Origin of the sequence: Ihuprevotella massiliensis, assembly GCA_900095835.1 — a bacterium.
GTDB lineage: Bacteria > Bacteroidota > Bacteroidia > Bacteroidales > Bacteroidaceae > Alloprevotella > Alloprevotella massiliensis.
This window is the reverse complement of record LT608321.1, coordinates 2,136,612-2,150,884: the sequence shown is the minus strand read 5'-3', so window position 1 is coordinate 2,150,884 and position 14,273 is coordinate 2,136,612. Positions and strand designations below refer to the sequence as shown.

7 protein-coding genes and 1 tRNA gene are annotated in these 14,273 nt (G+C 51.9%); 7 read left to right on the top strand and 1 reads right to left on the bottom strand.

Annotation, left to right across the window (positions count from 1 at the left end):
- Positions 1 to 32: 32 nt before the first annotated feature.
- Positions 33 to 1,571: a TolC family protein gene (locus tag BQ2633_RS08690; protein WP_346048483.1), complete on the bottom strand. Its 1,539-nt coding sequence runs from the start codon at positions 1,569 to 1,571 to the stop codon at positions 33 to 35.
- A gap of 1,148 nt (positions 1,572 to 2,719) precedes the next feature.
- Between BQ2633_RS08690 and BQ2633_RS08675 the strand changes: the two genes are divergently transcribed.
- From BQ2633_RS08675 to BQ2633_RS08645, 7 genes are all read left to right on the top strand, one after another.
- The gene (locus tag BQ2633_RS08675; RefSeq protein WP_075566508.1) at positions 2,720 to 5,836 is read left to right on the top strand and encodes a glycosyl hydrolase family 95 catalytic domain-containing protein; all 3,117 of its coding nucleotides are present in this window, start codon (positions 2,720 to 2,722) and stop codon (positions 5,834 to 5,836) included.
- Between the two features lie 337 nt (positions 5,837 to 6,173).
- Positions 6,174 to 9,311 carry a glycoside hydrolase family 95 protein gene (locus BQ2633_RS08670; protein WP_075566507.1) on the top strand — a complete coding sequence of 1,046 codons (3,138 nt, stop codon included), beginning with the start codon at positions 6,174 to 6,176 and terminating at the stop codon, positions 9,309 to 9,311.
- An 85-nt stretch (positions 9,312 to 9,396) separates the two neighbouring features.
- On the top strand, positions 9,397 to 11,292 hold the full coding sequence (locus BQ2633_RS08665; RefSeq protein ID WP_176720109.1) for a family 16 glycosylhydrolase: 1,896 nt from the start codon (positions 9,397 to 9,399) through the stop codon (positions 11,290 to 11,292).
- Positions 11,293 to 11,558: 266 nt separating this feature from the next.
- A tRNA-Gln gene (locus BQ2633_RS08660) sits at positions 11,559 to 11,633 on the top strand.
- Between the two features lie 187 nt (positions 11,634 to 11,820).
- Entirely contained in the window at positions 11,821 to 12,639 is an 819-nt protein-coding gene (locus BQ2633_RS08655; protein WP_075566503.1) for a DnaJ domain-containing protein, read from the top strand.
- A 243-nt stretch (positions 12,640 to 12,882) separates the two neighbouring features.
- Positions 12,883 to 13,443 carry a calycin-like domain-containing protein gene (locus BQ2633_RS08650; RefSeq protein WP_075566501.1) on the top strand — a complete coding sequence of 187 codons (561 nt, stop codon included), beginning with the start codon at positions 12,883 to 12,885 and terminating at the stop codon, positions 13,441 to 13,443.
- 4 nt (positions 13,444 to 13,447) lie between these two features.
- Positions 13,448 to 14,269: an HmuY family protein gene (locus tag BQ2633_RS08645; RefSeq protein ID WP_075566499.1), complete on the top strand. Its 822-nt coding sequence runs from the start codon at positions 13,448 to 13,450 to the stop codon at positions 14,267 to 14,269.
- Positions 14,270 to 14,273 lie beyond the last annotated feature (4 nt).

Here is a 14,273-nt window from a genome sequence, read left to right as displayed (position 1 = left end):
GCATCTAGTTCTTCTAGGGCTTCTAGTCCTTTTTAGTTGGAAATTGCTTTTTGAAGGGCAGCATTGGCGAGTTGCAAGTCGATTTGTGCATCCACCACGTCAGTTTTGGCAGCCATCCACGCTGTTTGCGCAGCCAGGAGGTCGGAGGTGGTAATCACTCCTTCGTCAAACCCCACACGCGCCATGCGCAGATTTTCTTCCGCCTTGGAGAGGTTGCGGCGAGAGAGCGAGAGTTTCTTTTGCGCCTCGTTAAGCACCAGATGACTTTGCGTCACTTGCAGGGTGATTTTCTCTTGAGCTTCCTGCGCCTTCAGAGCCGTCATCGCCACATCCGCCTTAGCCGCGCGCACTTTGTGTTTGCCTTCGCCCCATTCCCACAAGGGAACTTTGAGCAATAGCCCGACACTCCATGTGCCCTTGAACTTCTTTTCAAAACCATTGAACGCACTGGGATAGGTCATGCCATATCCTCCCGTCAATGCAAGTGTAGGCAAGAAGGCTGCACGGTCGATTTTCACCTTCTCTTCATAGATTTTCTGTCCAAGTGCCAACTGTTTCAGTTCGGGGCGCTGCGTTAATGCCATAGCCACCGCCTCGTCGGCACTGTGATGGTCCTTCGTTGCGTAATTTATCTCAGGCACCGACTCCAGATCCTTCAACTGCAACGTGCTGTTGAGCGGCAAACCGCAAATCTGCGCTAGGAGCATGCGCGAGAGGGTCTCGCCATCTTCCACGCGGAGCAAGGTGATGTCGGCTTTGTTCAACTCCACTGCCACAGCTAGGGCATTGGCTTTTGTCGCCACACCTTCCTGCACCATCTTCTCCACATCGGCATTGAGACGACGCAAGAGGTCGCGATATTCCACTGCCAGTTGGCGCTTGTGGTGCAAACTCACCACTTGCCAGTAGGCTTTGTCGACATCATAAATCAGTTCTTGTTCGGCTTGTCGCACCTTCTCTCCTGCAAGTTGGGTGGAATAGCTCGTCAAGCGGTCATAGGCACGGATTTTTCCACCCATATACAAAGGTTGGGTGAACATCACTGCCCCCACTGCCACATTGCGCGTGTCGGGAGTGAGTTTGTCGACAAGGTTACTGCCCATCGCATTCAAGCCTGCTTCAGCCTGTTTACCTGCCGCCATTCCCTTTTGCAACAAGGGGAAGAGGTCGGGATGCTTGGCAAGAAATCCTTGCGCTGCCTGCATAAACTCTGGCGTCACACCCTGCATCAGTTGCGTGCCTAAGGTGGAAAGGCTCGCTTGCTGGTCGGTGGAGAGGAGCGAAAGGTTATCACCCGTGTGGAAATAGGCACCCACAGCCGACACCTTGGGCAAATAGTTGGTGCGCGCCACGCGATGCTCTTCCTCGGCTTTGGTCACCGCCATCTTCGCCACTTGGAGCGACTTGTTGTGCTTCAAGGCTAGACTACGATAATCATCGAGCGTGCGAGGTGCCACAGACACCGTCTGCGAAAGCGCTTGCCTTTCGAGCGTCTGTTCCTGCGCCCAAGCGCTCACTGGCAAAGCGAAAACTGCCAGCAAGGTTGCGAGATATAAGGGTTGTTTCTTCATGCTTCAATATTATATAATAGTAAGAGAATTCTCTTCCGTCCGAAACTCCCGCGAACTGCAAGGCGAAAAACCAAGGAAAATCCGACAAATTGCACAATCCGACAATGCGGAAGAAGTCAATCGAGGGCGACACAGTGTGGGGACGTGTACGAAAAAGAAGAATTCAGCTGAATATCAGCGTCAAAAACTTATTCACAAGAGTTTATCCGTCCATTTTTTCAGCGAGATTCTCTCCATCGTGGAGGAAAGAGGTCCTCATTTTTCATGTCGCAAAGGTACAGATTCTTGTCCTTCTCTCCAAACAAAACCGAAATATCGCACAACAATAAAGTACTTTTGCCGTGATTTTGTACAACCCACTTGACTTTTATCCCAAATCGGTCATTAGATTCTTAACATATTTCATTGGATGGTTGAGCAGAGGGTTGGTGGTGAGTTCGAAGGCGTAGCGGGCTACGACGAGAACAAACAAGAAACAAGATGCCAACAAGAAAATGAAAGAGATCAGGAAGTAATCTTTTCCATTACAAGTACACTTTACGGTCCAATGACCGATTTGGGTTTATCCTTGCTCCCACCTTTTTCCTAGGCAACAAAGCCGCAAGAGAACGGTCAAGACAGCCCAGTAGTAGGCTTGTTTTGCCACACTTATTTCGTCGTCCAGGTAGGGCGAAAAAGAACCTTCGCAAAGGAGCAGAAAAAAGTCCAACGTTTTTCGGAAAAAGTCCAACGTTTTTCCAAAAACGTCGGAGATTTTTTTGAAAACGATGGACATTTTCTCACAACTCTCGGAGATTTATGCCACACCTGTCTATTTTTTGAGGAAATAACGCCCAAAAATTTGGTCAATCACCGAAAACATTATAAATTTGCTACGCAAAGATGGCAGAATCCGCCTACACGACACATTCAGAAAGTCGGACCTCCCATGCGACACCTACTTTAACGTCACGCTAACACTTCGGCACCTCCCTTGGAAAAGGACGACAACTGCGCCCTCAATTTCCAACCAACTCTCCTCGCACACCTATTATATATATAAGGCGTAAGCCTCAATATATAAGAAGCCCCCCTGCGGAGAGAGAGGAAAAGCCTGAGTTTAGCACTTTTTACCTTAGAAACTTCTATCAATATCCCTTTAACCTATAATGAAAAGATTTTACGCGCTGTTCTTCCTGTGCTGTGTTTGGGCGGTTAATGCCTTAGCACAACTTGCACCTGAGTTTTCGACACTCGACAATCCCGTCTTTTTCCGCCTGCAATTCACCAGAGGTAATGTCTATCTCACGGACGAAGGCAATGGAAAACTCCTAAAATCTCAAGCGGCTTTGCCCGTAGATGGTCAAAAATTCCAGTTCATCGGCACAAAGGACAAGTGCGTGTTGCGCTCCGCCTCCGGACATTATGTGGCCATGCAACAAGGCACTGCCCCCGATGGTCGCGGCGGACAATTCTTTGCAGCCACCACCGATGCGAAAAAGGCAGTCAGCTTCGCCTTCAAAGCGCAAGGAAAGGGCTATGAACTCGCCAATCTGGGCGTGAGCAACAATAATTACATGAACCTCTTCGGAGGTGGCGGCGCTGGTCGTGTGCTTGGCATGTGGCAATATGGCGACGTGGGCAATGCTTTTGTCCTTAAATCTGGTGACGAAAAGGTGGCTATGCCCAATCGCTACACAGCATATCACAACGTGATGCGAGGACTGGGAGAATATCCCCTTGCAGGAGTGAGCACTTTTGTTCCTAAAAATCCCCTCACCCTCTGGTATCCCTCACCAGCCAACGCGGGTCCCAATCCTTGGATGGAATACAGTTTGCCCATCGGCAATGGACAGTTGGGCGCGTGCATCTTTGGTGGGGTGAAAACTGACGAAATCCAATTCAACGAAAAGACGCTTTGGTGGGGCACACCTAAGGACATGCAGCGCCAAAGTGGTGATGGTCCTGTGTCGGGCTTCGGAAGCTACCTCAATTTTGGTGGGCTTTTCGTGCAAAATCTCAATGCGAACCTTTCGCAAGTCAAAGACTATGTGCGCTATCTCGACATCCAGACGGCTGTGGCTGGCGTGAAATTCACCGACGAAGCCGGCACGCAATATACTCGCCGCTATCTTTCGTCACAACCCGACGGAGTGATTGCAGCACTCTACGAAGCTGTGGGCGCCAACAAGCTCGACCTTCAGTTCTCTCTCATTGCAGGCGACACCCTGATGACGCCCAAAACGGAATACACTGCCGATGGTTCGGGCTGGTTTGCTGGCAAATTGCCCACCGTCTTCCACAACGCACGCTTCAAAGTGGTGCCTGTGGGCGGTACAATGACGGCTACTGCCGAAGGTATCGTGGTGAAGGGCGCTGAAAAAGTGATGGTAATCCTGGCTGGTGGCACGTCGTTCGACCCCACCCTCCCCGAGCGCACCAAAGGCACTGCTGAAGATCTCAACACACGCATCGCCTCCCTCGTGGACAACGCTGCAAAGAAGGATTTTGAAGCTATCGAAGCGGCTAATATCGCCGACCACCAATCTTATATGGGTCGCGTGGCTTTCCATCTCGAAGGGGCGGCTTCTCAGCGCAACACCAAGGATTTGGTGGACTTCTACAGCGCAGCGCCCAACAATCGTAACACACCCGATGGCTTGTTCCTCGAACAACTCTACTTCAACTTTGGTCGATACCTCAGCATCTCTTCCAGCCGCGGTGCTCTCCCTGTGCCCAACAACTTGCAGGGCATTTGGAACAACCGCCACGATGCGCCCTGGAACTCTGACGTGCACAACAACATCAATGTGCAAATGAACTATTGGCCAGCGGAACCTACGAACCTTTCGGACTGCCACCTCCCCTTCCTCAACTATATCATCAACAATGCGCAGAGCGAAGGATGGCAACGTGCAGCACGCGAGTTCAACAAAATCAACGGAAAGCCCAACAAGGGATGGACGGTCTTCACAGAGTCTAACATCTTTGGCGGTATGTCCACTTGGAGCAGCAACTACTGCGTGGCAAATGCTTGGTTGATTTATCACCTCTGGCAGCACTATCGCTACACGCTCGACCAAGATTTCCTCCGCCGTGCTTGGCCCGCTATCTGGGGCAGTGCAGAGTTTTGGATCCACCGTCTGAAGAAAGCCACCGATGGCACGTATGAAGCGCCCAACGAATGGTCACCCGAATACGGTCCTAAGCAAGATGGTGTGGCTCATGCGCAACAGTTGATTACCGAAAACTTGCAAATCGCTCACGATGTGGTGGAGATTTTGGGTGCGAAAACCGTAGGTATCTCAGATGCCGACCTCAAGCTCCTCAACGATCGTTTGACACATCTCGACAAGGGTCTGCGCATCGAGAAATATCGCAACGACTGGGCACAAAGAGAAGCCAAAGAACGTGGCATTTCTAAGGACACTCCTCTCTTGAAAGAATGGAAGTATAGCGACTATCGCGCTGGTGGTGACGTGAACCACCGCCACCTCTCTCACCTCATGTGCCTCTATCCCTTCAGCCAAGTGCAAGAAGGCGACAAGGGTTTCTACGAAGCTGCAAAAAACTCTCTCGCGCTCCGCGGTGATGATGCCACTGGATGGTCCATGGGTTGGAAAACCAACCTCTGGGCACGCGCAAAAGATGGCAACCACGCTCGCAGAATTTTGAGCAATGCGCTGAAGCACGCGCAAGCTACTCACGTGGTGATGTCGGGCGGTGGCGTATATTACAACCTTTGGGACGCGCATCCTAGCTTCCAAATCGATGGTAACTTCGGAGTTACTGCCGGTGTTGCGGAGATGTTGCTCCAAAGTCAAAACGATGTATTGGAGATTCTTCCAGCCCTCCCCACTGACTGGACTGCGGGTTCTATCACGGGCTTGAAGGCAGTGGGCAATTTCACCGTAGACATCGCTTGGAAAGGCGGTAAAGCTGCGATGGTTAATATCACTTCTCACAAAGGTGCTACACTTCGTGTGAAGGGTGCAGACCTCGCTAAGGTGAGCGTGATGGTCAATGGCAAAGAGGTGCAACCTCAACTTGCTGCTGGCATCGATGCCAAACAGCAGGTTTATGAAATCCCTGGTGTGAAAGCTGGCGACAAAGTGGTGATTGACTATACCAAACCCACGGCTATTGGTGGGGTTCACGCAGGCAAGAAGGTGAACGCTGCGACAGCTGCTTCTGCCACTGCTCAAGTCTATGACCTCTCTGGCAGACTCGCCCACGCTTCTACTCAAGGTGTCCTCATCGCTCAAGGCAAGAAGGTTATAAAATAGACGTTAGATATTAGACGTTAGACGTTAGAGGGTCACAGACCCTTTTATGCTCGCCACAACAAGCGTGGCTCGGGCATTAGACATTAGACGTTAGGGGTCGCAGACCCTTTTATGCTCGCCACGACAAGCGTGGCTCGGGCATTAGACATTAGACGTTAGAGGGTCGCAGACCCTTTTATGCTCGCCACAACAAACGTGGCTCGGGCATTAGACGCTAGAGTTTGGACATTAGTCTCTAGACATCGCAAGGTTTAATGTTAGAAATCAGAAGTAAGTTCTTAGACATCGGAATATCATTGCGTATTCCGATGCCTATTTTACAAGATATATCACGACAATGAACAAAATACTACCCCTCCTCGCACTAGCTGCCACCGGTACTACCGCCATGGCACAAAGTCCAGTGCCCAACTTCACGGCACAAGATAAGCTCGATGCTGCTTCCTACTACCACATTCGCTTCAAGAATGGCGGAGTGGAACTCGTGGACAAAGGTGTTAATGCTAAAATTTCTACCAACTACGGCAACGATGCTTCGGCACAACTCTTTGCCCTCATCGGCACACGTCAGAGCTTTGTGCTCCGTAGCAAGGATGGCAACTACGTAGGTTTCATCGGCGATCGTTTGACCAGCGTGAAAGAAGCTACACAAGCCCTGAACCTCACCTTGCTCAATAGCCCTGCATTTGGCGAAGGATACTACGTGATTGCACGCGTGGACAACCAAAACAATTCGTTCAATCCTTTCGGCGGAACGGGAGTGGGCAAACAAATTGGCTTCTGGGACAATACAGATGCCAACAATTCTCTCTACTTCCCCCTTCCCGACGACGTGCCCTCTCCCACTTATTCGGCATATCGCGACAAGTTTACCAAGAGCGAATACGGATTCTCCCGTAACAACTCCTTCCGTCCCGAACGTCCCCTCACACTTTGGTACTCTAAACCTGCCATGGGTGTGGACAATCCTTGGATGGAATACTCCCTCCCCTTGGGCAATGGACACCTCGGTGCTAGCCTTTTCGGCGGAATACAAGTGGACCAAATCCAACTCAACGAGAAGACCATCTGGACGGGTACGCCCACTGACATGGGAGGCTACGGAGGATACCGCAACCTCGGTGGTATCTTCGTGCACGACATCAGCGACAACTTCGACAAGAGCAACAACAAAGCGAGCGGATACTCTCGCTATCTCGACATCGAACGCGGTATTGGCGGTGTGAACTACTCCGACAAAACAGGCACGAAATACGAACGTCGCTACTGCGCTTCTGCGCCAGACGACGTGGTAGCTGCCCACTATAAAGCCACGGGTGCCAACAAACTTCACCTCCGCTTTGCCTTGGTGGCAGGAGAAGATATCAATGCTTCTGACCCCAAATATGACGAAAACGGAGAAGTGTCCTTTGCCGGTAAGCTCCCCACCGTGTTCTACAATGCACGCATGAAGGTGGTGCCCACCGGAGGTACGATGACCGTGACCAAACAAGGCATTGAAGTAAATGGCGCTTCGGAGGTGAAAGTGATTTTCTCCGCTGCTTCTACCTTCGACAGCAACGTGGCGTCTCGCTCCACTGGCGATGCTACCACCGTTGCCCAAAAGGTGCAAGACCTCGTGACCAAGGCTGCTGCCAAATCTTGGGCTGAACTTGAGAATGCTCACGTGGCTGACTTTGAAAGCTACATGGGACGCGTGAAACTCAACCTCGACGACGCTGCAACCACCAAGCATACGGAGTCGCTCATCAGCTACTACAACAGCAGTTCTCGCAACAAAGACTCTAAAGAAGGCCTCTTCCTCGAGCAACTCTACTTCAACTATGGTCGCTACCTCATGATTTCTTCTAGCCGTGGTGCGATCAATGTCCCCTCCAACCTGCAAGGCATCTGGAATGATAAGGCAAATGCGCCTTGGAACTCCGACATCCACACGAACATCAACGTGCAGATGAACTATTGGCCCGCAGAAACCACCAACCTCTCCGACTGCCACCTCCCCTTCCTCAATTATATCCTCGACAACTACAAAGATAAGGGCTGGCAAGACGCCGCTCGCTGGGGCAAGGACGGTCAGAAAGTGGGCTGGACGGTCTTCACCGAGAGCAATATCTTCGGAGGTATGAGCACCTGGGGTAATAACTACAAGGAAGTAAATGCGTGGTATTGCACCCACCTCTGGGACCACTACCGCTTTACCCGCGACGAAGCCTTCCTCCGAAAGGCATTCCCAGCCATTTGGCAGAGCGCGCAGTTCTGGATGGAGCGTATGATCCAAGACCGCGTCCAAAAGGACGGCACTTTTGTCGCACCCAACGAGTACTCACCTGAGCAAAACGACCACCCCAAAGAGGACGGTACGGCACACGCTCAGCAGTTGATTACCGCCAACCTCCAAATCGCGCTCGAAGCCATCAACATTTTGGGTGCAGAAAGCCTTGGTCTCTCCGCAGCCGACGTAGCGCAGCTCAAGAACTACGTAGAAAAGACCGATAAGGGCCTTCATATCGAAGAGTATAAGGGAGATTGGGGCGACTGGGCCAAGAATCTCGGCATCAACAAAGGCACTCCCCTCCTCAAAGAATGGAAGTACGCTTCATATAGTGTGTCGGGCGACAAGGGACACCGCCACATGAGCCACCTCATGTGCCTCTATCCCCTCAACCAAGTGGAACGTGGTGATGATTACTTCCAACCTGCCGTCAATGCCCTCACCCTTCGCGGTGACGCTGCTACGGGATGGTCCATGGGATGGAAGGTGAATCTCTGGGCACGTGCCAAAGATGGTGACCACGCACGTCGCATCCTCAACAATGCCCTCAAGCACTCCACTGCCTACAACACCGACCAATATCGCGGAGGTATCTATTATAATCTCTACGACTCCCACGCACCTTTCCAAATCGACGGAAACTTCGGCGTATGTGCGGGAATTGCGGAGATGCTCCTCCAAAGTCAGAACGACGTCATCGAACTTCTCCCTGCGCTTCCTCGCGCTTGGAAGAACGGAAGTGTCTCTGGTTTGAAAGCCGTGGGCGACTTCACCGTCGATGTAGCGTGGAAAAATCTCCTTCCCTCCGAAGTCAACATCGTGAGTCACAAAGGACAGCCCATGCGCATCAAGATTTCGGGCAACACGCAAAAGCCAGGTGAGGAAATTGATCCCTATAAGTTCGACCTCACCTTGGTGAAAGTCCTCGTCAACGGCCGTGGTGCGAAGGTGGTTTCCGTAGAAACCAAGGATAAAAAGCACCCCACCTTCGAGATCAAAGCCTTGGTAGGCGACCAAATCATGGACGTTCCTGCTGGTGCCACCGTGACCATCGACTTCTCTGCCCCAGCCGTGCCCACCGGCATCGGAGTGGTGGCGAAGAAAGACGCTAAAAAAAAACAAGTATTCGGCTTAGACGGACGTCACGCCGCGTCAAATAGCCACGGTGTGGTCGTGGTGAATGGTCAAAAAGTGATGCAATAATCGCAGCACTTCACCATTGCCCTGCCATTTCTCCCTCATCATGCTCCGAGTGTTCCTAGATGTTCCCATCTCCGAGCCTCGGAGCATGAACTTTTATCAGTCCCCTTTCAATATCGCTCAGCCTATGCACCTCCACCACTACCCTCTTCTCCTGGCGCTCACAGCAGTTGCTACCCCTGCTCTGGGGCAAACCACTGAGAAATATCCGGTGAACTTTGAGAAAAATCAAGCCATCACCTACAATGGTCGTCAACTTCGCAACGTAAGTTTGCAATCTGCCGACGGCAATCAGACACACGCTGTGGGCACTCGCCTTGTCTACAACGATTTGACAGAAAACGCCTTCACCGCCCTCCCTGGTGATGCCGTAAAAGTCAATGTGGACTTCCAAACTGGTGCAACACCTTGGATGCACTCCTACGTGTATGTCGACCTCAACAACGACGGACAGTTTGCCGCAGACGAACTGCTCAGCTATTCCTACAGCAAGGGCAAGAATTCCCTTGGGCAAAGCATTGCCAATGGTGCCGCAGGTGCAGGCAATTCGCTCCAACCTCCCACCTTCCAGTTGGCGAAAGACCTTGCCGAAGGTAAGTACCGCATGCGTGTGAAAGTGGACTGGGACAACACAGACCCCGCAGGTGCGAAAGGCGAAAACGGCACTGCCACCGGCAAAAATGGCATCGTCACCAACGGAGGTGCGATAGCCGACTTCACCCTCAACGTGCATGCCACTGCATATCCTCAGATGGCGCTCTATCTCGACACCCGACACGCCAATATCTATGCCGAACGTGGTGCCCTCCCCATCCAACCTCAGCGCGGAAAAGCCCTCACGCTTCGCATCGTTCCTGTGGAGAATACCTACGAGGCTACGCAGTTGGCAGTGCGCTTTGGCAAAGATCCCTATGCCGAACAAACCGTCAAGGGCGAGCAACAATGGGAAGAGCAAACTCTCACCCCCAACGCTCGTGGCATCGTCACCCTTCCTGCAGAGGTGATGAACGGAAAAGTGCGCGTCATTGCTCACTATAAAGCCACCAAGGAGTCCAAGTACCTCCCCGTCTTCTCCGACGAATTTGAAGGAAAAGACCACAGCGAGCCCAACACGAAGGTATGGTCACGCACTCCACGCCGTGGTTCTACGTGGAGCCGCTTTTGTTCTAACGACACTGCCGTAGTTTATCTCCGCGATGGTGAGTTAGTTTGCCGCGCCATGGCGACACCTCAGCGCCTCAAAGGCACAGAACCCAAGGACTTCATCTCAGGCGGCATCAAGAGCGAAGGGAAATTCTCCTTCCAATATGGTAGAGCCGAAGCGCGACTCTTCACAAAACCTCACAGTGGCAACTTCCCAGCCTTCTGGATGATGCCACAAGATGGTAGCGCAGGTTGGCCAAAAGCTGGTGAAATCGACATTTGGGAGCAGATCAACACGGAGAGTGTGTCGTACCACACCCTACACTCTCACTGGACCTTCACGCTCAAGCACAAGCAGAATCCCACGTCTGCCGTGCAAGGTCGCAACATCGACTACAGCCGCTACCACACTTTCGCCGTGGAGTGGACGCCCACGCTCATTTCTTGGTTTGTGGATGGCGAACTCGTGGGAAGCGCGCCCAAGAGCACCGACAGCGATGCCCTCGCCAACGGACAATGGCCCTACACCAAGCCTTTCTATCTCATCCTCAATCAGAGTGTAGGCGATGGAAGTTGGGCTTCCTCTCCCGATCCTAACTTCGTCTACGAGACGCGCTTCGACTGGGTGCGTGTATATCAGACTGTGGAACAAAATCCTACCCTCACCGGCATCGAGCGCAATGTGCTTTCTCCCCTCTCTCCCTCGCAAGATAGCGAAGAATATGCCGACAACGCTGCCACTCGCTGGTATGACCTCAGCGGTCGTCGCGTCACTTCCTCCTCCGCTCACGGAGTTGTCGTGAATGCGCAAGGCAAGAAAGCGATTCTCTCCACACGATAACCTCTTCCTTTTCTGCCCTCTACCTGTTTATGATGGCAGAGCCTCCGACGAAGTTCCCCTTTGATTTTGGCATCGCTTCGTAAGGACCAAATAGGAATCTCCCAACGGAAAAAGAAAATCGCGGAGCGTTGCAAACAGATCTCCGAGACATGCCCAAAAATGTAGGAGTTTTTTTGAAAAAACTCTGAGAAATCTTTGTCAGTATTGGAGAAGTCAGTAAATTTGCAGGCGTAATCGAGAGGGCATCTCGGTTGCGCCTACAAGTTTGGGGTATGGTGTAATTGGCAACACTGCAGATTCTGGTCCTGCCTTTCCTGGTTCGAGTCCGGGTACCCCAACCATTTTCCATATTTTTCAGTTGAAATGCGGCAATGAGACTCGTCTTATTGTCGCATTTTGTGGAATATCCAGCCGCTTCTTTCCCATCAGGACAACGCCCCCTCCCACGATTTGCAGCCACCGTCCCACGAGTGGGCTTGTTCAACAGTTCAACACGCATACAAACATCGCATTAACTTACCCCACAATATGAATTACGGTCTAATCATAGGCGGCCTTTTGGGCTTTATCATCTCAGGAGGCAACCTCTACTTCGCAGTTTTCGGAGCTGCCGTAGGCTATTTCTTCAATCGCTCCTTGCGCATGTTTTCCGGTAGCAAGCCACGTCCGTTCATCATCGACCCAGGCAATGCCTACTCCGAAGTGTTTCGCGAGCGCGACTATCTCGCCCCTCACGACTTTTTCTCCTCGCTCATGGTGCTTACCGCCTATGTGGTGGATGCTGACGGCAAGATTATGCACAGCGAAATGGAACACGTGCGCGCCTTCCTTCGCACCAACTTTGGCGAACGTGGGTTGCGCGAGGGAGAGGCTCTGCTTCAACAGCTCTTCCAACACCAACGTCAGCTCCGCGATCAACAAGGACCGGAAGCATACGACCGACTCGTGCAGCAGAGTTGTGTGTTCATCCGCAACCAAATGACGCTCGAAGGTTGCCTGCAACTCGTGGATTTCCTCATCGACATCGCTCGTGCTGATGGCAAAGTCATCGACATCGAGGTGGAAGCCGTGCGCTACGTGGCACGACTTTTGGGACTCACCGCCAATCAGTTTGAGAGTCTGCTCCACCTGGGCGAAGAATCTCTCGAAGCAGCCTATGCGGTGTTGGAAATTTCTCCCAATGCCACGGACGAAGAAGTGAAGCGCGCCTACAAACGTCTGGCACTTCAGCACCACCCTGACCGTGTGGCGTCGCTCGGCGACGACGTTCGCAAAGCGGCAGAGCGCAAATTCCAAGAAATTGGCGAAGCAAAAGACAGGATCTACAAAGCTAGAGGGATAAAGTGATAGACGGTAGAAGGTAGACATTAGACGTTAGGCATAAATCCTCTAACATCTAACGTCTAATCTCTAACGTCTAAACACAATCCTCATATATAAGTATTGCATTGCCCAGAATAAGTTTGTAACTTTGCCCCAAATTCGGACAATTCTGCAAAAGAACGGCAAACCACAAGGATTCTCCTTGAAAAGCCTCCCTTAGTGGAGCCGCTCCACAACTAGATTACTCATTTTATATCTATAAACAATATGAATTTCAAGTCGATTTTTGCCATGGCATTCATGGCAACTGCCCTGGTAGGTACGACGTTCTCCTTCGTAGCTTGCGAGGACGACGAAAAAGAAGAAGTAGTTCTCGGTAGCCAAGAGGACGGCACTTACATCGCTACAGCTGATATCACTGTAGGCGCAGGCAAGCAAGTCATGAAACTCGCTACGGTGAAGAGTCAAAACGTGATTGTGGCTACCCCCAAGTCCTACAGTCCCCTGATCAGCATCAGCGGTTACGAAGCTGATCTTCCTGCAGGCGCTCCCTACAGCCACATTTCTCAAGAACGCTATCAGCTCACCAACGTGAAGTCTACCAAGCTCGAAGATGGTACTATCCAACTTTCTGGCGAGGAAGAAGTAACCATGAAGCTCCGCATGGTGATGCCCGGCAAGACGCTTGCGACTACTCCTTACACTGAATACAAGACAAAGGTGAAGACTCAAGGTACTTTGAAGAACGGTAAGCTCAATCTCACCAACACCTTCCGTCCTGGCAACATGCCCATGGACATCGTCTACACCTACACTGGTCAACGCTAAGCCCATGTCTCACACACTTGCATTCGCTGCGCCCCATGGTGGACGCTGCACTGCTCGTGAGTATGGACGATTTCTCCTCAGTGCGCTTCTCCTTGTGGGAAGTGCACTGAGTTTTTCGTCCTGCAATGGGCTTTTTGATGGCATCTACGATCATCCCTCTGCCGAAGGTCCAAGCAAGTCTCTGGGATTTCTCTCCTACGATGCCAACACGCAACGCGGACACATCATGGTCGATGTGACAAGCTATCACCACTGGGTCTACCTCGACTTTCCCACACGCACCACTACCACCCACGAGATTCCCCACGCACTCTCTGGCACATGGGACGGGAAATCTGCCATCAGCTATCAGCACGTCACGTGGCCCTCTACCTATCGCACCGATAGCATCATCCACACCGACCCAATGCCCACGCCCCACCAGTGGACGATTGCCCTGCACCACTACGATGTCGCCACCAACAACGGCGCAGCAGTGGCGACAAACTATCGCTCGCTCGATGCCCTCCCTCGCGAAGGTGCAGCACGCGAAGCCCTTTTAGCGAAAACTTTCTCCCCCGATGAGTGGACCACCCATCAGAGTTACTACGACCTCACGGGGATATATCAATATTACATCGGCTATCAACACGCGGCATTCAACCCCGTCCTCTCCTCGTGGATGGACATGGATGTGAAAAATCCTCCACCACGCTACACCCTCTCTGGCGCAGTCTATCTGCTCCGCTTGCAAGATGGGTCTGTAGCTGCCCTTCACTTTCCCTCGCACATCAACCCTGCGGGACAAAAAGGCTTTGTAACCATCGATTACATTTGGCCGTTTTAGATTA

Excerpts from the sequence above, each read along its gene's own strand:
- BQ2633_RS08650 (WP_075566501.1), top strand. The coding sequence starts at position 12,883 with ATGAATTTCAAGTCGATTTTTGCCATGGCATTCATGGCAACTGCCCTG.
- BQ2633_RS08655 (WP_075566503.1), top strand. The coding sequence starts at position 11,821 with ATGAATTACGGTCTAATCATAGGCGGCCTTTTGGGCTTTATCATCTCA.
- BQ2633_RS08670 (WP_075566507.1), top strand. The coding sequence starts at position 6,174 with ATGAACAAAATACTACCCCTCCTCGCACTAGCTGCCACCGGTACTACC.
- BQ2633_RS08645 (WP_075566499.1), top strand. The coding sequence starts at position 13,448 with ATGTCTCACACACTTGCATTCGCTGCGCCCCATGGTGGACGCTGCACT.
- BQ2633_RS08690 (WP_346048483.1), bottom strand. The coding sequence starts at position 1,571 with ATGAAGAAACAACCCTTATATCTCGCAACCTTGCTGGCAGTTTTCGCT.
- BQ2633_RS08665 (WP_176720109.1), top strand. The coding sequence starts at position 9,397 with ATGAACTTTTATCAGTCCCCTTTCAATATCGCTCAGCCTATGCACCTC.
- BQ2633_RS08675 (WP_075566508.1), top strand. The coding sequence starts at position 2,720 with ATGAAAAGATTTTACGCGCTGTTCTTCCTGTGCTGTGTTTGGGCGGTT.